Annotated in this window: 19 protein-coding genes and 5 pseudogenes; 11 read left to right on the forward strand and 13 right to left on the reverse strand. The window is 40.8% G+C overall.

Translation table 11 applies throughout. The annotated features are described in order from the left end of the window. The 4 genes and pseudogenes from ADI86_RS06925 to ADI86_RS12315 all read right to left on the reverse strand — a co-directional run. Positions 1-1,047 carry a FecCD family ABC transporter permease gene (locus tag ADI86_RS06925; RefSeq protein ID WP_049532330.1) on the reverse strand — a complete coding sequence of 349 codons (1,047 nt, stop codon included), beginning with the start codon at positions 1,045-1,047 and terminating at the stop codon, positions 1-3. A 234-nt stretch (positions 1,048-1,281) separates the two neighbouring features. Further along, entirely contained in the window at positions 1,282-1,902 is a 621-nt protein-coding gene (locus ADI86_RS06930; protein WP_049532331.1) for a CadD family cadmium resistance transporter, read from the reverse strand. A gap of 503 nt (positions 1,903-2,405) precedes the next feature. Then, positions 2,406-2,675, reverse strand: coding sequence for a 30S ribosomal protein S15 (gene rpsO / locus ADI86_RS06935; RefSeq protein ID WP_001018251.1), 270 nt, complete (start codon positions 2,673-2,675; stop codon positions 2,406-2,408). Between the two features lie 140 nt (positions 2,676-2,815). Then, positions 2,816-2,995: pseudogene (locus tag ADI86_RS12315) on the reverse strand (NAD(P)-dependent oxidoreductase); the annotation flags it as partial. A gap of 304 nt (positions 2,996-3,299) precedes the next feature. On the opposite strand from ADI86_RS12315, the pseudogene ADI86_RS12020 reads away from it, so the two are divergent. From ADI86_RS12020 to thrS, 3 genes and pseudogenes are all read left to right on the forward strand, one after another. Next, a pseudogene (locus tag ADI86_RS12020) lies at positions 3,300-3,487 on the forward strand (hypothetical protein). After that, positions 3,484-4,109 (forward strand): annotated as a pseudogene (locus ADI86_RS06940) (AAA family ATPase). The pseudogenes ADI86_RS12020 and ADI86_RS06940 overlap by 4 nt, the downstream one beginning before the upstream one ends. Positions 4,110-4,119: 10 nt before the next feature. Next, entirely contained in the window at positions 4,120-6,063 is a 1,944-nt protein-coding gene (thrS, locus tag ADI86_RS06945) for a threonine--tRNA ligase (RefSeq protein WP_049532332.1), read from the forward strand. A 153-nt stretch (positions 6,064-6,216) separates the two neighbouring features. Here thrS and ADI86_RS06950 read toward each other — a convergent pair whose 3' ends face one another. From ADI86_RS06950 to ADI86_RS06965, 4 genes and pseudogenes are all read right to left on the reverse strand, one after another. Further along, entirely contained in the window at positions 6,217-7,266 is a 1,050-nt protein-coding gene (locus tag ADI86_RS06950) for a DUF389 domain-containing protein (RefSeq protein WP_049532333.1), read from the reverse strand. Between the two features lie 184 nt (positions 7,267-7,450). After that, positions 7,451-7,688 (reverse strand): annotated as a pseudogene (locus tag ADI86_RS06955) (hypothetical protein); the annotation flags it as partial. Positions 7,689-7,763: 75 nt separating this feature from the next. Next, entirely contained in the window at positions 7,764-8,738 is a 975-nt protein-coding gene (locus ADI86_RS06960) for a sensor histidine kinase (RefSeq protein WP_049532334.1), read from the reverse strand. Next, positions 8,731-9,408 (reverse strand): response regulator transcription factor, encoded by a 678-nt coding sequence (locus ADI86_RS06965; RefSeq protein WP_000548991.1) that lies wholly within the window; start codon positions 9,406-9,408, stop codon positions 8,731-8,733. The genes ADI86_RS06960 and ADI86_RS06965 overlap by 8 nt, the downstream gene beginning before the upstream one ends. Before the next feature lie 155 nt (positions 9,409-9,563). Here ADI86_RS06965 and ADI86_RS06970 point away from each other — a divergent pair, with 155 nt between their 5' ends. Next, positions 9,564-10,637: a DUF2974 domain-containing protein gene (locus ADI86_RS06970; RefSeq protein ID WP_049532335.1), complete on the forward strand. Its 1,074-nt coding sequence runs from the start codon at positions 9,564-9,566 to the stop codon at positions 10,635-10,637. Positions 10,638-10,725: 88 nt separating this feature from the next. Here the strand turns inward: ADI86_RS06970 and ADI86_RS06975 are convergent, their stop codons facing one another. The 3 genes from ADI86_RS06975 to ADI86_RS06985 form a co-directional block, all read right to left on the reverse strand. Continuing rightward, a complete protein-coding gene (locus ADI86_RS06975; RefSeq protein WP_049532336.1) occupies positions 10,726-11,748 on the reverse strand; it encodes a YdcF family protein in 1,023 nt (340 codons plus the stop codon). Between the two features lie 77 nt (positions 11,749-11,825). Next, positions 11,826-12,263: an Rrf2 family transcriptional regulator gene (locus tag ADI86_RS06980; RefSeq protein WP_049532337.1), complete on the reverse strand. Its 438-nt coding sequence runs from the start codon at positions 12,261-12,263 to the stop codon at positions 11,826-11,828. A 75-nt stretch (positions 12,264-12,338) separates the two neighbouring features. After that, on the reverse strand, positions 12,339-13,181 hold the full coding sequence (locus tag ADI86_RS06985; protein WP_049532338.1) for a metallophosphoesterase family protein: 843 nt from the start codon (positions 13,179-13,181) through the stop codon (positions 12,339-12,341). 111 nt (positions 13,182-13,292) lie between these two features. On the opposite strand from ADI86_RS06985, the gene ADI86_RS06990 reads away from it, so the two are divergent. From ADI86_RS06990 to ADI86_RS11260, 5 genes and pseudogenes are all read left to right on the forward strand, one after another. After that, on the forward strand, positions 13,293-13,943 hold the full coding sequence (locus ADI86_RS06990; RefSeq protein WP_049532339.1) for a metal-dependent transcriptional regulator: 651 nt from the start codon (positions 13,293-13,295) through the stop codon (positions 13,941-13,943). Further along, positions 13,924-14,107: pseudogene (locus ADI86_RS12520) on the forward strand (hypothetical protein). The gene ADI86_RS06990 and the pseudogene ADI86_RS12520 overlap by 20 nt, the downstream one beginning before the upstream one ends. Further along, the gene (locus ADI86_RS07000) at positions 14,064-14,771 is read left to right on the forward strand and encodes a nicotinamide mononucleotide transporter (RefSeq protein ID WP_193390663.1); all 708 of its coding nucleotides are present in this window, start codon (positions 14,064-14,066) and stop codon (positions 14,769-14,771) included. The pseudogene ADI86_RS12520 and the gene ADI86_RS07000 overlap by 44 nt, the downstream one beginning before the upstream one ends. 237 nt (positions 14,772-15,008) lie before the next feature. Further along, a complete protein-coding gene (locus tag ADI86_RS07005) occupies positions 15,009-15,410 on the forward strand; it encodes a hypothetical protein (RefSeq protein ID WP_049532340.1) in 402 nt (133 codons plus the stop codon). 30 nt (positions 15,411-15,440) lie between these two features. Further along, positions 15,441-15,854 (forward strand): hypothetical protein, encoded by a 414-nt coding sequence (locus ADI86_RS11260; RefSeq protein WP_080983203.1) that lies wholly within the window; start codon positions 15,441-15,443, stop codon positions 15,852-15,854. Between the two features lie 38 nt (positions 15,855-15,892). On the opposite strand, the gene dtd is transcribed toward ADI86_RS11260, so the two are convergent. Further along, positions 15,893-16,336 (reverse strand): D-aminoacyl-tRNA deacylase, encoded by a 444-nt coding sequence (gene dtd / locus ADI86_RS07020; RefSeq protein ID WP_049532341.1) that lies wholly within the window; start codon positions 16,334-16,336, stop codon positions 15,893-15,895. A gap of 29 nt (positions 16,337-16,365) precedes the next feature. Beyond that, positions 16,366-18,588: a RelA/SpoT family protein gene (locus ADI86_RS07025; RefSeq protein WP_049532342.1), complete on the reverse strand. Its 2,223-nt coding sequence runs from the start codon at positions 18,586-18,588 to the stop codon at positions 16,366-16,368. 379 nt (positions 18,589-18,967) lie between these two features. On the opposite strand from ADI86_RS07025, the gene ADI86_RS07035 reads away from it, so the two are divergent. After that, entirely contained in the window at positions 18,968-19,192 is a 225-nt protein-coding gene (locus ADI86_RS07035) for a hypothetical protein (RefSeq protein WP_342666720.1), read from the forward strand. A gap of 126 nt (positions 19,193-19,318) precedes the next feature. Beyond that, positions 19,319-19,948, forward strand: a complete 630-nt coding sequence (locus tag ADI86_RS07040) for an MBL fold metallo-hydrolase (RefSeq protein ID WP_049532345.1) — start codon at positions 19,319-19,321, stop codon at positions 19,946-19,948. Positions 19,949-20,033: the final 85 nt, after the last annotated feature.

Consider the following 20,033-nt stretch of genomic DNA (forward strand, 5'->3'; position numbering starts at 1 on the left):
TCAGACCCTCACCTCCCTTCTCCTACCTCCAACAATGTAGATAAAGAAGGGAGCACCTACTAAGGCTGTGAAAATACCAATAGGCAACTCAGCATTTGGAATGATGATACGAGAGAGTACGTCTGCCCAGATGACAAAGAGGGCACCCAGCAAGGTTGCAACAGGAAAAAGTCTCCTGTAATTCGTTCCTACTAACCCTCGAGCTAAATGTGGAGTAATCAGACCGACAAATCCAATAATCCCACAGGTTGCCACTAAGACTGCTGTCAGCACAGCCACCATGGTCACATAAAGATACCAATAAAAGCGTAAGGGAATCCCCAAAGTTAAAGCAGCCTCATCTCCCATCATCATCGCATTGAAAACACGATACTGAGTAGCGAAAAATAGAAAGGCTATTCCTACTACTATAGTTGGCAGAACCAAGTCTGCCCAGGAAGTCCCAGCAAGCGAACCCATGGTCCAAAACTTAATGGTCATCACACTGTCCGCATTAGCGCCAACTGAGATAATAAAGTTTGAAAAAGCCAGAAAGAGAGCGTTGACCACCGTTCCTGATAAGATCAGACTAGAAGTCGTCATCCTTCCCTGCATAGAGGCAATGATGAGAACAGCAATTGTTGCCAAGATAGCTCCAAGAAAAGCTCCAAGGCTAATCATCACTTTTAAACCAAGAATGATGCTCAAGGTTGCCCCTAAAGTTGCACCCGCAGAGATTCCTAAGACATAAGGTTCTGCGATAGGATTGTTCACTGTAGACTGCATCACGCTACCACACATAGAAAGGCCTGCTCCTACTATCAGACCTAACAATACTCGAGGGAATCTCATGTTCCATACAATGGCAAGAGTAGACTTGGAAACCTCTCCTATCTCAAGAGGAAATCCCAACCTGCTCAAAATAATCCGATAGGTATCTCCTAGATCAATTGCAACAGATCCCATTGAAACTGCTAGAAAGAGAGAAATCCCTAAAATACCTAGCAAAACAACTAAAAGTAACACAAATTGCTGGTCTTGTCGGCTTCCAGAAAATTTGGAAAGCATGCAAACCTCCTTTGATAGAATCTTAAAAATTTAGAAAATTCTCATGAAAAGTATACCATATTTTCAACAATGGAACAAGATGAGAAAAATAAATATAGTTGGTCTTACAGTGCTAATAATCGTAACCGAAGATTATACTTGAGTATATCGAGATAAGGTGACAACATAAAAAGCCCTCTGAAAATCAGAGAGCCAATTTGAGCTCGGGATAAAATCCTAGTGAAACAAAAAAATCTACACGGTCAGAAAAGTCTCTATCGTGCCATTTTCATACATGATGTATAGTCCAAGTAGAATGAATACTAAGGGCACAATGATTCGCTCGTATTTTTCAATTGTCTCGAATATTAAGGGAATAGAGGATAACACCCGACTAATCTCGCATAAGATAATTATGCCGATTACAAACACAAGCAAGGCCACGAGGGTCTGTGACCAATCTAATGAAGCAAAATAAGGTATATAGATACCTAAATTATCTCCGCCAGACGCAATTGTCAGCAATGTAACTGTCCAAAACAGTTGATTTGCCTTGCTTTGTTCTAATCTTTCAATAATTTCTTCCTCTTCTTCCTCTTCTTCCTCACCTTCTCCAATAATTGCAAAGCGAATCCCTAAATAGATAGGGATTAAACCAAGCAATCCAACCATCCATTCTTCAGGCACGAAATTAACGACATAAGCAGCAACTAAACTCGCCCCTACAAGTAAGCCTGTGCCTAGATATTGCCCCGCATAAATATGCCATTTTTGTTTATTCTGTGATAGCTGTGCAAATAAAATAATTAAAATAATTAAATAATCGATACTGGTGGAAATATAAACACCAATAGCAGATATGATTGTCTGTCCCATAAAAACCTCCTGTATTAGTCAGTAATAAATCAGCAGATTTTAGGAGAGCACAGACACATTAATTTAGCTATCGCTAGTGGGTAATGTCGAACGTAGGAAAGCATTTTACTCCTCCTCAAAATGTAGTTACAAAGTAATTTCTCACTGGAATTCGGTGATTACTTCCATGTAAAGTATAACACACTATACTTTACTTCGTAAAGTGTGGGCTCTCCGAGGGGTCTTGCAAACAGCTGATACCATTTGAGTTTTTGTAGTCTCCAAAATTGTGACCGATAAAACCTCAATAAAAAAGCCCTCTGAAAATCAGAGAGCTGACTTGAGCTCTGTCTAAAATCCATACAAAAAAGCTACCCAATTTAGAGTAGCTTCATTATCAAGATATGCTCAATTGAACACGGCCTAAGCACTTGGCAAAAAAGATAGAACCTCCTAGAAACTGAAGTTTCTTCGTCAATTTTCCTATTTTTGCTTTGTGCTTTTGACGGCCTTTGTATCTTGAATTAGCGACGAAGTCCTAGAGAGTTGATCAACTCACGGTAACGGTTAACGTCGTTTTTACGCAAGTATGCAAGCAAGTTACGACGGCGACCGATTTTTTTCATCAATCCACGGTAAGTAGCGTGGTCTTTTTTGTGTTGTTTGATGTGTTCGTTAAGGTGGTTGATTTCCCAAGTAAGGACAGCAACTTGAACCTCTACTGAACCTGTATCACCTTCGTGACGTGCATATTGTGCGATGATTTCATTTTTTTTCTCTTTTGAGATTGCCATGATGTTTCTCCTTTTTATTTGGCTTCATCCGAGTGACAGGTTGGCATGCCTGTAACCAAGAAGAAGTTATTTGTCTTTACGACAATCCTTATTCTACCAAGATTTGAATTTCCTGTCAAACATTAATACTCTCATAAATACTATTTTTCAAGTAAAGATATACGTTCTTTTATATGGTGACCTTTTTCAAGTTCATCTACCAATCCAATAGCATAATCTACATAACTAATTTAGCTTATTCCTTTTCCATTAGTAGTAAAAATTTCTCCTGCTAGAATGTAGTTTCCTGTTTTTTCACCATCTGGAATAAAATCTACAGCTATCTACGGCAAGGCGAAGCTGACGTGGTTGAAGAGATTTTAGAAGAGTATAAAAAGTAAAACTAACTGTTATTATGGTGAAAAGAAGAATCATCTTTGTCAACAGATTTACTTTCTTTCTCTTTACTTCACTAACATAATTAAGATTGTCAATTTCTTATAAAGATTACCATATCTGATTGCCAACACCTTTCCAACAAGGAAATTCAAAAAAATCTACAAATATCTTGAAAATTTTCACAATCATGCTATAATAATCCATAGAGACAAGTCACTTAGTCCCTTTCTACTAGAGAGTGCGTGGTTGCTGGAAACGCATAGGAAGCCTAAATTGATACTACTCTTGAGTTTTTTATGAAAACATAAAACGGTGGCCACGTTAGAGCCAATCAGAGGTGTCCCTCTCTTTCGAGGTACATAAATGAAGGTGGAACCACGTTGCGACGTCCTTTTTGGATGTCGCTTTTATTTTGTCAGAAGGAGGAAGAATGATGCTTTATATGATTGGCGGATCGCCTTGTAGTGGAAAATCAACAATTGCCTCACTTCTTGTTAGACGGTATCAACTACTTCATATCAAACTGGATGATTTGATAGAAGAGATGATGAATCAAGCAAGTGCAGACTCACAGCCAATTTGCCTTCTTAGGCAGGATAGAAATCCAGAGCAAATCTGGATGAGAAATCCAGAAGAGATGGCAGTTGAAGAATGGCGCTTTTATGAAGAGATTTTTCCTTATGTAAAATCTTACTTGATAAAAAATCAAGATAGACCTCTCTTGGTGGAGGGGGCAGGACTTTTGCCTCACTTGATAAAGGAGCTTGAATGGCCAGTACCCTCTTATCTATGCTTGACTCCGACAGCTGATTTTCAAAAAAGCATTACATACAGAGGGAATGGGTTCCTTATGTCTTAGAGGGTACAACCAACCCTGAACAAGCTTTTAAAAACTGGATGCAACGAGACATTCTTTTTGCTCAAATGGTTCGTAAGGAAGCGGTGAGATTAGGCTATCCTAGCCTCATAACAGATGGTAGTCAATCAGAGAAGCAAACTGCGGAAGAGGTTGCTCGGCTCTTAAAATTGTCCAACAAAAATAGAATAAATATTTAAGGAGAACATCATGATTAACATTACTTTCCCAGATGGCGCTGTTCGTGAATTCGAATCTGGCGTTACAACTTTTGAAATTGCCCAATCTATCAGCAATTCTCTAGCTAAAAAGGCCTTGGCTGGTAAATTCAACGGCAAACTCATCGACACTACTCGTGCTATCACTGAAGATGGAAGCATCGAAATTGTGACACCTGATCACGAAGATGCCCTTCCAATCTTGCGTCACTCAGCTGCTCACTTGTTCGCTCAAGCAGCTCGTCGCCTTTTCCCAGACATTCACTTGGGAGTTGGTCCAGCTATCGAAGACGGTTTCTACTACGATACTGACAATACAGCTGGACAAATCTCTAACGAAGACCTTCCTCGTATCGAAGAAGAAATGCAAAAAATTGTCAAAGAAAACTTCCCATCAATCCGTGAAGAAGTTACTAAAGACGAGGCACGTGAAATCTTCAAGAACGACCCTTACAAGTTGGAATTGATTGAAGAACACTCTGAAGACGAAGGCGGCTTGACTATCTACCGTCAAGGTGAATACGTGGATCTCTGCCGTGGTCCTCACGTTCCATCAACAGGCCGTATCCAAATCTTCCACCTTCTCCATGTAGCAGGTGCTTACTGGCGCGGAAATAGCGACAACGCTATGATGCAACGTATCTACGGTACAGCTTGGTTTGACAAGAAAGACTTGAAAAACTACCTTCAAATGCGTGAAGAAGCTAAGGAACGTGACCACCGTAAACTTGGTAAAGAGCTTGACCTCTTCATGATTTCTCAAGAGGTTGGTCAAGGGCTTCCATTCTGGTTGCCAAATGGTGCGACTATTCGTCGTGAGTTGGAACGCTATATCGTTGACAAGGAGTTAGCTTCTGGCTACCAACACGTTTACACTCCACCACTTGCTTCTGTTGAGCTTTACAAAACTTCTGGTCACTGGGATCATTATCAAGAAGACATGTTCCCAACTATGGACATGGGAGACGGTGAAGAATTCGTCCTTCGTCCAATGAACTGCCCGCACCACATCCAAGTCTTCAAGCACCATGTTCACTCATATCGTGAGTTACCAATCCGTATCGCTGAAATCGGTATGATGCACCGCTATGAAAAATCTGGTTCCCTCACTGGTCTTCAACGTGTACGTGAAATGTCACTCAACGACGGTCACCTTTTCGTTACTCCAGAACAAATTCAAGAAGAGTTCCAACGCGCCCTTCAGTTGATTATCGATGTTTATGAAGACTTCAACTTGAATGAATACCGCTTCCGCCTCTCTCTTCGTGACCCTCAAGATACTCATAAGTACTTTGATAACGATGAGATGTGGGAAAATGCCCAAACTATGCTTCGTGCAGCTCTTGATGAAATGGGTGTGGACTACTTTGAAGCCGAAGGTGAAGCAGCCTTCTACGGACCAAAATTGGATATCCAGGTTAAAACTGCCCTTGGTAAAGAAGAAACTCTTTCTACTATCCAGCTTGACTTCTTGCTTCCAGAACGCTTCGACCTCAAATACATCGGAGCTGATGGTGAAGAACACCGTCCAGTCATGATTCACCGTGGAGTTATCTCAACTATGGAACGCTTCACAGCTATTTTGATTGAGAACTACAAGGGTGCCTTCCCAACATGGTTAGCACCTCACCAAGTAACCCTCATCCCAGTTTCTAACGAGAAACATGTGGACTACGCTTGGGAAGTGGCTAAGAAGCTCCGTGACCGTGGTGTCCGTACTGATGTAGATGAGCGCAATGAAAAAATGCAGTTCAAGATCCGTGCTTCACAAACAAGCAAGATTCCTTACCAATTGATCGTTGGGGACAAGGAAATGGAAGACGGAACAGTCAACGTTCGCCGCTATGGACAAAAAGAAACACAAACTGTCTCAGTTGATGACTTTGTTCAAGCTATCCTTGCTGATATCGCCAACAAATCACGCGTTGAGAAATAAAATAATCACAGTCTGAGAAACATTTTTCAGAGCCAGAAAAAGCAACAACTATTTCAGCTGTTGCTTTTTATATTTTATTTAATATGAGCTAGTAGTGATTGGTCAAACTACCACACAAGATTTACTTTCATGAGTTAGATAAGGTCAATATCCTCAATCCTTGTCTGCTTCATTTTCTTTTACGAGATCGTTTTGTGAATCCTTTTCAGAGAGTTTTTGATCGATATACTTGTTAATGGTTTCATAAAATTCCTTGGCCGTCTCACTATCTAATTTTGTCGAATTATGAACTTGATTGACTTTCAATTGAATAGATTGAATACCGTAAGAGGCTTGTTTTTGGTGGAGCGTTTCTAATTCTTCTTCTGAAATTGGATCTCCAACAACCGTCAAGACCAATTCATTGCTCCTTGACTTGTAGACTTGATTAATGACCGTATGATTGGCGAACTCTTTTCCTACAAATTGTTTAATCCCTTCTTTTCGTGCTTGATCCATCGTCAGAGTAACTGCTGAATAACTAGCTGGAAGAATCAATAATACAATCAAGGATATCAAGCCAATTCTCATTTTAATATTTAACTCTTTAAATGAACTTAAGGGAGATTTTCTCATCATAATTCTTGTTCCAACAATGTTGATTAGCATGATAAAGACACAGTTGATCAAGAAAAGATAAAAAGCCCCAAATAAAAATCGTACATTTCCATTAGCTAAACCATATCCTGCAGTGCAGATAGGTGGCATCAGAGCTGTTGCAATGGCTACTCCTGGCACGATATTGTTTGCTTCTTTTTTCCTTGAACCAATGAAACCTGCTATCCCACCAGCAATAGCAATGAGCACATCCCAAATGGTTGGAGAGGTTCGTGCAATCAATTCGCTACTTTCATAGGATAAGGGAGAAATCCAGAAATACAGAGCCGAGACAAGCAAGCTGACCAATACTTGGGTAAATAAAACCTCTAGAGATTGCTTGATTAAACGCGTATCAAAAATAGCTAAACCAAATCCGAGTCCAACAATCGGTGTCATAAGAGGGGAAATCAGCATGGCTCCAATAATGACAGCTGTTGAATTCATATTTAGGCCGATAGAGGCAATAAAAATCGCACACATCAAAATCACTGTATCTCTTAATCGAACATGAAGATCATCATATAATTTCTCACGATATTCACGTGTTGAATAGTTTCCAGTCATTGGTTACTCCTTTTATTTCATATAATCTTGTTTCTGCATGGATGATAGTAGAGAGACTTCTGTCCAATCTTACATATTTTTCTTCTCACCTGTTATTCTTTTGAAAATGATCCTTTAAGTATCCGTCAGTCCATCCTTAACATTATATCAAAAATGTTACAGTCTTTCTCTGACGAAATCTATCAATTGAACAGATAGAGAAAATTATCGTCAACCTCATGGTATCATCGACTACTTCAATAACCTCTAGAACCAAACTAAGCATATGATAAGCAAAGGCCAAATGGAGAAATGCAAAAATTACAGGAAGGAAGCAAACTGTTAAGATTTGCTTGTTAATGGTTTGCTTAATCTGCTTTTGATCTAGATCTACCTTTTCGTTCGTGGTCTTCATATCCCTCAAAAATTTGTTTATAGTAGATAAAATAATTTACTAGGATGCACAGTTAAAGATAAAAAAGCCCAGTTGTTTTATCCTGGGCTCTTATCTACTCTTCTCACTTAAGGACTAGGTTCACTTGAGCAAACTGAATACGCACTATCGTTCCTGTCCCGACCTCAGACTCGATACGAATCTGGTGACCCAGTTCTTCAGAAATTTTCTTAGATAGGTAAAGTCCAAGTCCAGATGACTGCTGGGTTAGGCGCCCATTATATCCTGAAAATCCACGTTCAAAGACTCGGAGGACATCACTGTTTTTTATCCCGATTCCCGTATCCTTGATACAGAGTTCTTGCCCTTCCATATAAATCTCCAGACCACCTTCCTTGGTATACTTGAGACTGTTTGAGATGATTTGCTCAATGACCACTAGTAGCCACTTTTTATCCGTCACGATTTCTTTATCAAGGTCATGTAGATTGACATTTAGGCCTTTTTGAATAAAGAAAAGAGCATATTTACGAATTATTTCCTTGACCAAATCCTCAATTTGAACCTGCTTTAAGACCAAATCATCATGAAAACTTTCTAAACGCAGGTACTGTAAAACTAGATTGGTATAGGAATCGATTTTGAAAATTTCCTGTTCTAATTGCTGCTTCAGTTGGCGGTCGGCTACTTCTGCAACTAAGAGTTGACTAGCTGCAATGGGGGTCTTAATCTGATGAACCCACAAGGTATAGTAATCCAGCAAATCCGTCAATTTTCTTTCTGAATCTGACCTCTGCTGGTAGAGTTCCATCTCACGCGCTTCTAATTTTTCTGCTAAAGCTCTTTCCAATGGAGATTTAGCTTCCCTTTCCCCGTAGAGAATTTCCTGACGATAGACTTGCATTTCCACCAATATGTCCCAAGTGAAAAATAAAATGGTTATAAAGCAACACAAGAGGAAAAAGTAGAGAAAGTAAATTCCTAAACTGACAAATAAAAACTGAAAGAGCAAAACCAGAAATGCTAATGCAAGCAGATAGACAAACAGACGACTACGGGAGCGCAGATAGGCTAGAAAAAATTGTTTCCAATCAAGCATGCTTCAGTCCGTACCCTATCCCTTTCTTGGTCTCGATAAATCCTACCAAGCCCTGCTCTTCCAACTTTTTACGCAAACGAGCCACATTGACAGAGAGGGTATTGTCATCAATGAAAAAGTCACTGTTCCAAAGTTCCCGCATGAGGTCATCACGCGCTACAATGTTGCCTGCATGCTCAAACAAAACGCGTAAAATCTGGAATTCGTTCTTGGTCAAATTCAACACTTGCCCTTGATAATGTAAATCCATAGATTTGGTATTGAGGATCACACCGGCATATTCCAGTAAACTTTCGTCGCGACCAAACTCATAGGAACGGCGCAGTAAGCCCTGAACCTTGGCTAAAAGCACCTGCTGGTCAAAAGGCTTGGTCACAAAGTCATCTGCTCCCATATTGATTGCCATGACGATATCCATAGCCTGATCTCTGGAAGACAGAAACATAATCGGCACCTTGGAAATCTTGCGAATCTCCTGACACCAGTGATAGCCGTTAAACAAGGGCAAGCCAATATCCATGAGAACCAAATGAGGTTCCGACTGGACAAAAAGACTCAAAACTTCCATAAAATCTTCTACCAGGACCACTTCAAATCCCCATTCAGAGAGCATTTTCCCGACCTGTTGACGAATAACCTGATCATCTTCTACTAATAAAATCTTGTGCATGCGCTCCTCCTTTTCTATTATTATAACAGATTTTTCCATGCTAGCAGGCCTGAAACTGAATTTGACAGAGCTTGTTTTTAGCCAACAAAGTGATGCAGTCCTACTAGCTAATTTAAGGAAAATTTGATAAGATAAATAAAAAGAAAGGAGCTCTTATGGCCAATATTTTTGACTACCTGAAAGATGTCGCTTACGATTCCTTTTACGACTTTCCATTGAATGAATTAGACATTCTAGCCTTAACAGAAGCTACCTACCTCCCCTTTGATAATCTAGTATCCGCAAGTCCTCAGCGACTTTTAGATTTGGCACCTCAGGTTCCAAGAGAATCTAACATGTTGACCAGTAAAAATCGCCTCCAGCTATTGGATGAGCTAGCTCAACACAAGCGCTTCAAAAATTGCAAACTCTCCCATTTTATCAACGACATCGACCCTGAACTGCAAAAGCAATTTGCGGCTATGACCTACCGCCTCACTCTCGATACCTATCTGATTGTCTTTCGTGGGACTGATGACAGTATCATTGGCTGGAAGGAAGATTTCCACCTGACCTATATGAAGGAAATTCCTGCTCAAAAGCACGCCCTCCGCTATTTAGAGAACTTTTTTGTCCACCACCCTAGGAAAAAAGTCATTCTAGCTGGGCATTCCAAGGGAGGAAATCTAGCCATCTATGCTGCTAGCCAAATTGATCAAAGCTTGCAAGATCCGATCACAGCAGTTTATACATTTGATGCACCTGGTCTCCACACAGAATTGACACAGACCGAAGGTTATCAAAGGATAATGGATAGAACCAAGGTCTTCATTCCACAAGATTCCATTATCGGTAGGATGCTGGAAATTCCTGCCCACCAAATCATCGTTCAAAGCACTGCCTTAGGTGGCATCGCCCAGCACGATACCTTTAGTTGGCAAATTGAGAACAAGCAATTCGTTCAACTGGATAAGACCAACAGTGATAGTCAACAAGTAGACACAACCTTCAAGGAGTGGGTAGCAACAGTCCCTGACGAGGAACTTCAGCTCTACTTCGACCTCTTCTTTGGCACCATTCTAGATGCTGGGATTAGCTCCATTAATGACCTGTCTTCCTTCAAGGCTATTGAACACATTCATCATCTATTTGTCCAAGCTCAATCCCTCACTCCAGCAGAAAGGGAAACCATGGGACGCCTTACCCAATTATTGATTGATACCCGTTACCAAGCATGGAAGAATAGATAATACATTTCAAAAATCAAATATATATAAAACAAAAGACCTAGAATACAGACTTTCATGTGCATTCTAAGTCTTTTTAAATAGAATCTGACTACCAAAGAATCCCTTTGTAGGCTATCAAAATGAGGGCTAATAGCAGGACATAAAAGGCAAGGAAAAGCCATTTCATTTTGACACAGAGGGCCACGTACTCCCGAATAAAAGCAGATGGTATGTAGTAACCTGCCGTCCTACATCCGAGTCCATCTCCCTTCATATTTAGCTTACGTGCATAGGTACTAGTACGAAAGACATGATAGTCATTAGTAACAAAGAGGAAACAAGGATTTTCAACCAATTGTTCTCCCACTTCTTTTGAAAACAATAAATTCTCATAGGTCGTTCTGGATTTGTCTTCAAGAAGAATGGATTCCATACTGACATCTGTCTCTTCTAAGATATAATTACAAATGGCCTGCGCTTCAGAAATCTTCTCATCTTCTCCTTGACCTCCGCTTGCAATCAGTTTAACATTTGGATTAGAAGAAGCCCTGAAGGCCTCGATTGCCTTATCAATCCGACGCTTGAGTAAGGGTGTCACTCTTTCTCCGTCTAACAAGCCAGCTCCATGAATAATAATAAAGTCATAGCTTTTCTTTTTAGGAATAAACAGGTACAGGATAGAATAAAGCATAAATCCTGCAAAAGCAAAACCGAAAAGAAAATAAGAATAAGTTGTAAATAGAAATAGGAGATTCAGAAAGTGATTTGTAGAAAATAGCTCATTCCTATCCCACAATCTAAATGACATGATCCCAAAAAATATCAGGATAACAAAACCAAGTAACATAGAAAGATAATTAGCTTTTGAATGTCCTTCTCGTTTCAGTAGGATGACTCCATTATAGATTAAAAAGAGCCCACTTAGAAAAAGCAAAAAAGGAAGGAAGACAAAGGTAAATACCAAAAAGAATATGTGAACCTTTTCATATCCATTCTGATAAAAAAAATGGGCCACAGATAAATAGATTGAGATGAGAGATAGTAAAAATAAGGCTGGATTCCAAAGACTTCTGTTATCCTTCCAAAATGAAAAGATAAATGCGGCTACAATAATTCCTGCAAAAAGATACATCATTTCCTCCTTTTGTAAGTAGATTTTATCATAATTATCCAAAAAGAAAAAGCAGAAAAAGAGGGCATCTATCCCTCTCACTCCTTCATCTGACTCTCTGCATCGGCCACTACTTGTTCTAGACTGGTCTGACCAAGCTCCGCCTCCATAGCTCGCTGGATTCTCTCCAATTTTTGATCCAAAACCTCATGAATATGAGCTCCGACTGGACAATTTGGATTTGGATTGTCATGAAAACTAAAGAGTTGGCCTGTCTTACCAAGACACTCAACCGCTTGATAAACATCTAAAAGACTAATGTCTTTGAGATCCTTGACAATCTCTGTTCCCCCTGTTCCACGCGCTACTGAAATCAGCTCTGCCTTCTTCAATTGGGACAAGGTTTTTCTGATAATGACAGGGTTAACCCCAACACTAGCAGCCAGAAAGTCACTGGTCACCTTGCTTTTCTTCCCCTTGAGGGCAATGATAATCAGCATATGAGTCGCAATGGTAAATCTACTTGGAATTTGCATGCTCTTCTCCTTTTTACGAGGCTGCCCTGCCTCTACTCCTCTTTTTCTTTTATTATACCCTTTTTGGTTGTAATGTCAATCGTTACCACTTTTCAACCAGGCATCTAACTCCCTATCATAGCCCTCTTTCTGGGCCAATTCTCTCAGAAATTCCTGATTATGAGTATGGTGGATACCATTGACCAGACTTTCATAATAAACATCAAAATAAGGGAGTTTGAGGTCTTTAGCCAGTTGCAATTCAGCTGCCACATCGTAGTCCACCCGCCGGAAGTCCATATCTACCAAGCCCTTGTCATCAAACTCCAAAATCATATACTGGGCCCGCAGGTCCTTCCGCAACTGGGCATCCAAAAAGAAAGGTTGCCCAATTGAACCCGGATTAACAATCAATTGCCCACCAGTTCCGTAACGAAGCAACTGCTGGTGAATATGGCCATAAACAGCAATATCACAAGAGGGATTGGTCACCAAGCGGTCAAAATCCTCTTGCGCTCCAGTATGAATCAACTCTCGGCCCCAGTTCTTATCAGGCAGATGATGGCTAATTCCCACCGTCAAATCCCCAAACTGACGATGGATCTGAAGAGGTTGATTGTGAAGCAATTCAATTTCTTCTAGGGAAATTTCCTCTAAAACATACTGACACTGGCGCAAGAGATAGCGTTGACTAGGACGAGTATTATCCAATTCCTTGCGGACACCATGCCACAGACTGTCTTCCCAGTTTCCTAAAACTCTAGCCGTAATCGGTAGTTCAGCTAACAAGTCCAAAATCCTTCTACGTCCTGTCCCTGGCATGAGAATATCTCCCAAAAGCCAGTATTCATCCACTCCTAGCTTCCGAGCATCTGCCAAAACAGCCTCCAAGGCAGTGGTATTTCCATGAATATCTGAAAGAAGAGCTATTTTTGTCATATCTATCTCCTCGTTTTTTCTCTTGCAATAAGTATAACATAAAAAGTCACAGCTAGAGAAATCTAGCTTTTTTTGATATACTAGATAAAGATATTAGACAAGAGGAAGCGAATGACCCCGAATAAAGAAGATTATCTAAAATGTATTTATGAAATTGGCATAGACCTGCATAAAATCACCAACAAGGAAATTGCGGCCCGCATGCAAGTCTCTCCCCCAGCCGTAACTGAAATGATTAAACGGATGAAAAGTGAAAACCTCATCCTTAAGGACAAGGAATGTGGCTATCTACTGACGGACCTAGGGCTTAAACTGGTCTCAGAACTCTACCGCAAACACCGCTTGATTGAAGTTTTTCTAGTCCATCATTTAGACTATACGAGTGATCAGATTCACGAGGAAGCTGAGGTATTGGAACATACTGTCTCTGAGCTATTCGTAGAAAGACTGGATAAACTGCTAGGTTTCCCCAAAACCTGCCCCCACGGAGGAACCATTCCAGCCAAGGGAGAACTCCTGGTTGAAATCAATAATCTACCCCTTGCGGATATCAAGGAAGCTGGATCCTACCGTCTGACTCGGGTGCACGATAGCTTTGACATTCTCCATTATCTGGACAAGCACTCGCTTCACATCGGTGATCCTCTCCAAGTCAAGCAGTTTGATGGCTTCAGCAATACCTTCACTATCCTCACTAAAAATGAGGATTTACAAGTGAATATGGACATTGCAAAACAACTCTATGTCGAGAAAATCAACTAATTTCTCAATTCCCCCTACCAACCCTGAAAGTTTAATTTTCAGGGTTTTATTTCTATTATTTGATTTTACTCTCATTTAGTTGTAGAATGTTTGTAAAAAACAAGAAAGATAGTTTAATCTATGAAAAAATCACTAAAAATTTTTGCGACTTCCAAATGGTTTGACCTCTTCGGGGTTGCTTTGGTCGTTGGAATTGCAATTGCATCTGGTTACCTCAACTCACGACTCGACAAATTTGTAGACTGGGGACCATGGACTGCTCTTGTGCCCTTTGGATTGATTTCCGTAACCAACGTTGGGATTTCCATGTTGTCCACTCGTTTTACAGGAAAATTAAGCAAATGGGGTAATTACTTTGGTATCATCAATACTATTTTGTCTGGTAGCATTGATTATATCCTTGGAAATAAGGCTGCCATTATCACCTATCCTGTCACCTTCCTCATTTATACCTTTGCCATAAAGAAATGGGAAGCTTCGCAAGAAGGCAGACCCAACCAAATGAGCCAAAAACAGGTAAAATTAGCGGCCATCATCATTTCAATCATCGCCTTCCTCTTTGCCTTTGTGACAAACTATATCGGCTATGGGGGTAAGATGAATCTCCTTGCCTACGTAACAACGATTGCCTTTGCACTGTCACTCATTGCCAATGCTTTGAACGCATTAAAACTCACAACTCAGTGGGGATTTTGGCTGATTTACAATTTCGTTCAGCTGACAAAGGCTGGCATTCAAGGAAACTTCGCCAATATCGGTAAATACATCTTTTATATCCTCAATGCAATTGGAGCTTTATTTGTCTGGAATGATGAAGAAGCTAGATAAATAGAAAGAAACTCAAATAAAGAAAGCAAGACGACTTAATAGAATCCCCCTTCTACTATTTAGTATCATTTTATACTCTTCGAAAATCTCTTCAAACCACGTCAGCTTCGCCTTGCCGTACTCAAGTACTGTCTGTGGCTAGCTTCCTAGTTTGTTTTTTGATTTTCATTGAGTATTAGTTGTAACTCCCATTGGTTTGGTGTAGAATGAAGATAGATAAAAGAGGGAGGTCTTGTCATGAAAAAACTCTTTAGAATCCATTTTACAGCAATTGCAGTCATCGATTTGCTACTATTTGCATTTTTTAGCACTAGACCCGAGACAGCTTTCGACTGGCTCTTGCTCACTGGTTTTATTTTCCTCCTTGCTCAGGGACTCCTGCTATTTCGCTTGGTCGTCCAACTAAAAAATCAATTCGCTGAGATTTATCCTCAAATCAATAAAATGATTCGCTTCTACTATTTAGGGGTGCTCATCAGCGACTTTCTATTATTTGTCCTCTTAGCCTTCACTAGTTCTCAGCGATTTTCCACTCTTATGCCAATCGTCACTGCTTGTCATTATACTTTATATTATCTGACGACTGACTACCTAAGAGAAAACTATCCAGACTTTTACGACAAACACATCACTCTATAGGAGTGTCTCTAAGGAAAAGGAGGTTTTAGCATGAAAAAAATCATCTTCATCAAAACTATTCAACTCCTTGTCATTGATGGAATTATGCTGGCATTTTTGACATTTAAAGAAGGGCTTACTTGGGATTGGATTTTAATTTATAGCGGTTGGCTCATTTTCTTTCATCCTGTGCTATTGACCTATCTGTCTAATCAGCTTTGTGACCACTTTAGTCAACTCTATTCCCAGATTAGACCGCGATTCTGGCGTTTTGCCTTACAAATCCTCCTATGGGATAGCCTGATGATTCTCTCCTTGATATGTTTGAGTGGTGTGCCACTTTTCCTTCAGGGAACTCTCCTCATCCTAGGACATCTCATCCCTTCCTATCGCATAAGCCAAAGCCTGAAAAGAGATTTTCCTAAGGCCTATCAGAAACAGATTTCATTTTGGAGTATGTTATGATAGATAAGAAAAACCAAGCCGGCTGGACTTGGTCTTTCTTATCTATTTTTAGTATCAAGGATTATGGTAACAGGTCCGTCATTGACCAGCTCAACCTGCATATCAGCTCCAAAGATGCCTGTCTGAACGGGCACTTCTTGCGCTAATTTTTGATTGAAAGCATCATAGAAGTCTGATGCCCTATCAGGCTTGGCTGCCCCTGTAAAGGCTGGACGATTGCCTTTCTTGGTATCCGCAAAGAGGGTAAACTGAGAAATAGAAAGGATTTCTCCTTCAATATCTTTGACAGATAGGTTCATCTTGCCTTCTGCGTCTGAAAAAATCCGCATGTTGACAAGCTTTCTCACAGCATAGTCCAAATCTTCCTCTTGGTCCTCTGGTCCAACACCAACCAGCAATAAGAGTCCCTGATTGATTTTTCCCTGAACCTGACCTTCGATACTGACTTGGGCTTTTTTAACCCGTTGGATAATGATTTTCATAATAGCCTTTCTAGTAAGAGCTAGGACAATTAGCCATTGGTACGTTTAACAGAGTAAACTTCTGGCACACTCTTAATCTTGTCCACGACCGTAGTCAGCGTCGAGAGGTTGGCAATGCCAAAGGATACATGGATATTAGCAAATTTCATATCCTTGGTTGGTTGAGCGTTGACTGTTGAGATATTCTTGGTTGTGTTTGATAGAACCTGCAGTACATCGTTCAACAGTCCTGTACGATTGAGACCATAGATATCGATATGGGCCATATACTCCTTATTTGAGTTTGAATACTGGCCTTCCCACTCCACATCAAGGAGACGTTGCTCGTAGTTTTCTTGGGCACGCAGATTCATACAGTCCACACGGTGAATAGCCACACCACGCCCCTTGGTAATGTAGCCAACAATATCGTCACCAGGAACAGGATTACAACACTTAGCAATCCGCACTAGGAGACCTGAGGCTCCTTCAATGACCACACCACCCTCATGCTTAACCTTGAGGGTTTCTTTGTTTTCAACCTTGACCTCGCCACCTTTGACAAGTTCTTCTGCCTCCGCCTTGGCCTTGGCACGTTCTTCTTCACGGCGTTCCTTTTCAGTCAGACGGTTAAAGACGGTAATCGCACCGATTTCTCCAAAACCAATGGCCGCAAAGAGGGATTCTTCTGTCTTGTAGCTGGTCTTTTGAAGAACTTGGTCCATATGGCGCTTGTCCATGAATTTATTAGCCACATAACCATTTTCTTGGAACTGAGCCATCAGCATTTCACGACCCTTGTTGACAGACAATTCCTTATCTTGATTTTTAAAGAATTGGCGAATCTTGTTACGGGCCTTGCTGGTCTTGACCATGTTGAGCCAGTCACGGCTCGGCCCAAAGGAGTTGGGGTTAGTGACAATTTCAACCTGATCCCCTGTTTTGAGCTTAGTTGTCAGCGGAACCATGCGACCATTAACCTTGGCACCAGTTGCTTTTTCCCCTACTTTAGTATGAATTTCGTATGCAAAATCAATAGGTCCTGAATCTTTTGGAAGAGAGCGGACAGCCCCATCTGGAGTAAAGACGTAAATCTCCTCAGCCAGATAGTTTTCCTTAACTGAATCGACAAATTCCTTGGCATCATCAGCCTGGTCTTGGAGTTCCATCATCTCCTTGATCCAGTTCATCCCAATAGCTGATTCCTTGCTGTTAACCTGCCCCTTAACGCCTTTCTTATAAGCCCAGTGAGCCGCAACCCCGTACTCAGCCACCTCGTGCATGGCCTTGGTTCGAATCTGGAATTCAATCGGGCCTTTTGGCCCATAAACAGTCGTATGGATAGACTGGTAACCATTGGCCTTGCGGTTGGCGATATAGTCTTTGAAGCGCCCAGGCATGGGTTTCCAAAGCTCATGCACATAACCAAGCATGGCATAAACATCACTTTGGGTATCCAAAATACAACGAATGGCAATCAGGTCATAGATTTCCTCAAACCGTTTTCTCTTATCCTGCATTTTGCGGAAAATCGAGTAAATATGCTTGGGACGACCGTAAATTTTCCCTTTCAAGTGATGATCTGTCGTATAGTATTCTAGTTTCGTAACTACCTCATCCACCAAGGCCTCACGCTCTCTGCGCTTTTCCTTCATCATATGGGTAATCTTGTAAAACTCCGTTGGGTTGAGATAACGGAAAGATAGGTCTTCCAATTCCCATTTGACACTGGAAATCCCCAGACGGTGGGCAAGCGGGGCATAGATTTCCATAGTTTCTTTGGAAATTCGCTCCTGCTTGTCTTTTCGAAGGTGTTTCAGGGTTCGCATATTGTGCAAGCGGTCAGACAGTTTGACCAAGATAACGCGGATGTCCTCAGACATGGCCATGAGCATCTTGCGATGATTTTCAGCCAACTGCTCCTCAATCGATTTGTACTCGACCTTACCAAGCTTGGTAACCCCGTCGACAATCACGCGCACATCAGGCCCAAACTCTCTTTCCAAATCATCCAAGGTCGCCTCTGTATCCTCAACCACGTCATGCAAGAAACCACAAGCTACCGTTACAGCATCAAGCTTGAGCTTAGCTAAAATACCTGCCACTTGGATGGGGTGAATGATATAAGGCTCACCTGATTTGCGATATTGACCACTATGGCATTCCACCGCATAGACCAAGGCCTTATGGACAAAATGGACATCCTCTTCCGTTAAATATTCTTTGGTTAAAGCGACAACTTCTTCGCCTGTTAAATTCACTTCTTTTGGCATCTCTACTCTCCAATTCTTCCTACCATTTTATCACTTTTTTAAGAATATGAAAACTAGATTGGAACAGAATAAGAAAAAAATAATTCAGAATTGATTGACAATTCTGAATTATTAGTCTATAATATATTACGAAGTTAGATTTTAAACTTAGGTGATAGAAGGAGAGATAGAAGAACGGAAACCATATTGTAACCGAAAGACTTTCTGACTTCCCCAATTCCATTGAAGATACGAAAGATAAACGATGGAACTCGTGGCACATACACTGGTACCTTGACTGGATTTTGGAATTAAAATCCTCAAGATACTTTCTTTTATCCTTTAGTTTATAAGGAGAACACCTATGAAAAAAACTGCTATTTCTATCTTTGCTCTCCTAGTGTTAGGAGTTAGCTGCCTGTTCCTATTCAGCCAGCAAGGCTATAAAAAAACAGTCGTTCAATACTATGCTAAGGACCAGAACCTGCCCAATAGGATAACTTATAGTGAATATAATGATAAACAAGAAGCCAACTACGGTGGCACTCTAAACATCACATCTATCAAACAAGCTAATGACGGAGTTTATGCAACCTATGAAGGGCAATTGACACCTCTCCAATAGTGATAAATTGATAACCAGCCTGTCTTCATCCAGTCATGCTGGTTTTTAAGTTCATTCTAAATCCTTACCTATTCTCCCTAACTGTGCTATACTTATCTTAGTACATTCTTTGAGATTGGAGCTAATATGAAAATCCATAAAACTGTGAATCCTGTTGCCTATGAAAATACCTATTACCTAGAAGGCGAAAAGCACCTCATCGTTGTCGATCCTGGTAGCCATTGGGAAGCCATTCGTCAGACAATTGAGAAGATCAACAAACCGATCTGTGCTATTCTCTTGACCCACGCCCATTATGACCATATCATGAGTCTGGACTTGGTGCGCGAGACTTTTGGCAATCCTCCTGTCTATATCGCAGAGAGCGAAGCTAGCTGGCTCTATACTCCTGTCGACAATCTCTCTGGTCTCCCTCGCCACGATGATATGGCAGATGTGGTCGCAAAACCTGCAGAGCACACCTTTGTCTTTCATGAGGAATATCAGATTGAAGAGTTCCGTTTCACTGTCTTGCCAACACCAGGTCACTCTATCGGTGGCGTTTCTATCGTCTTTTCTGATGCTCACCTAGTCTTGACAGGTGATGCCCTGTTCCGTGAAACTATCGGACGAACAGATCTTCCAACTGGTAGTACGGAGCAACTTCTCCATAGTATCCAGACCCAACTCTTCACTCTACCAAACTACGACGTCTATCCAGGGCATGGTCCAGCTACAACCATCGCTCATGAAAAGACCTTCAATCCCTTTTTCTAGCAAGATGATGATAATGACTATCGCAATTTAAGTAAACTATAGCAGTTTGAAATTGAAATAGTACAACATGACTTCTAATTCATTT

Source organism: Streptococcus pseudopneumoniae (assembly GCF_001074975.1).
In the GTDB taxonomy this organism is placed as follows: domain Bacteria; phylum Bacillota; class Bacilli; order Lactobacillales; family Streptococcaceae; genus Streptococcus; species Streptococcus pseudopneumoniae_D.

Coding starts and splice junctions, on each gene's coding strand:
- ADI86_RS06925 (WP_049532330.1), bottom strand. CDS start 1,047: ATGCTTTCCAAATTTTCTGGAAGCCGACAAGACCAGCAATTTGTGTTA.
- ADI86_RS06930 (WP_049532331.1), bottom strand. CDS start 1,902: ATGGGACAGACAATCATATCTGCTATTGGTGTTTATATTTCCACCAGT.
- rpsO (WP_001018251.1), bottom strand. CDS start 2,675: ATGGCAATCTCAAAAGAGAAAAAAAATGAAATCATCGCACAATATGCA.
- thrS (WP_049532332.1), top strand. CDS start 4,120: ATGATTAACATTACTTTCCCAGATGGCGCTGTTCGTGAATTCGAATCT.
- ADI86_RS06950 (WP_049532333.1), bottom strand. CDS start 7,266: ATGACTGGAAACTATTCAACACGTGAATATCGTGAGAAATTATATGAT.
- ADI86_RS06960 (WP_049532334.1), bottom strand. CDS start 8,738: ATGCTTGATTGGAAACAATTTTTTCTAGCCTATCTGCGCTCCCGTAGT.
- ADI86_RS06965 (WP_000548991.1), bottom strand. CDS start 9,408: ATGCACAAGATTTTATTAGTAGAAGATGATCAGGTTATTCGTCAACAG.
- ADI86_RS06970 (WP_049532335.1), top strand. CDS start 9,564: ATGGCCAATATTTTTGACTACCTGAAAGATGTCGCTTACGATTCCTTT.
- ADI86_RS06975 (WP_049532336.1), bottom strand. CDS start 11,748: ATGTATCTTTTTGCAGGAATTATTGTAGCCGCATTTATCTTTTCATTT.
- ADI86_RS06980 (WP_049532337.1), bottom strand. CDS start 12,263: ATGCAAATTCCAAGTAGATTTACCATTGCGACTCATATGCTGATTATC.
- ADI86_RS06985 (WP_049532338.1), bottom strand. CDS start 13,181: ATGACAAAAATAGCTCTTCTTTCAGATATTCATGGAAATACCACTGCC.
- ADI86_RS06990 (WP_049532339.1), top strand. CDS start 13,293: ATGACCCCGAATAAAGAAGATTATCTAAAATGTATTTATGAAATTGGC.
- ADI86_RS07000 (WP_193390663.1), top strand. CDS start 14,064: ATGAAAAAATCACTAAAAATTTTTGCGACTTCCAAATGGTTTGACCTC.
- ADI86_RS07005 (WP_049532340.1), top strand. CDS start 15,009: ATGAAAAAACTCTTTAGAATCCATTTTACAGCAATTGCAGTCATCGAT.
- ADI86_RS11260 (WP_080983203.1), top strand. CDS start 15,441: ATGAAAAAAATCATCTTCATCAAAACTATTCAACTCCTTGTCATTGAT.
- dtd (WP_049532341.1), bottom strand. CDS start 16,336: ATGAAAATCATTATCCAACGGGTTAAAAAAGCCCAAGTCAGTATCGAA.
- ADI86_RS07025 (WP_049532342.1), bottom strand. CDS start 18,588: ATGCCAAAAGAAGTGAATTTAACAGGCGAAGAAGTTGTCGCTTTAACC.
- ADI86_RS07040 (WP_049532345.1), top strand. CDS start 19,319: ATGAAAATCCATAAAACTGTGAATCCTGTTGCCTATGAAAATACCTAT.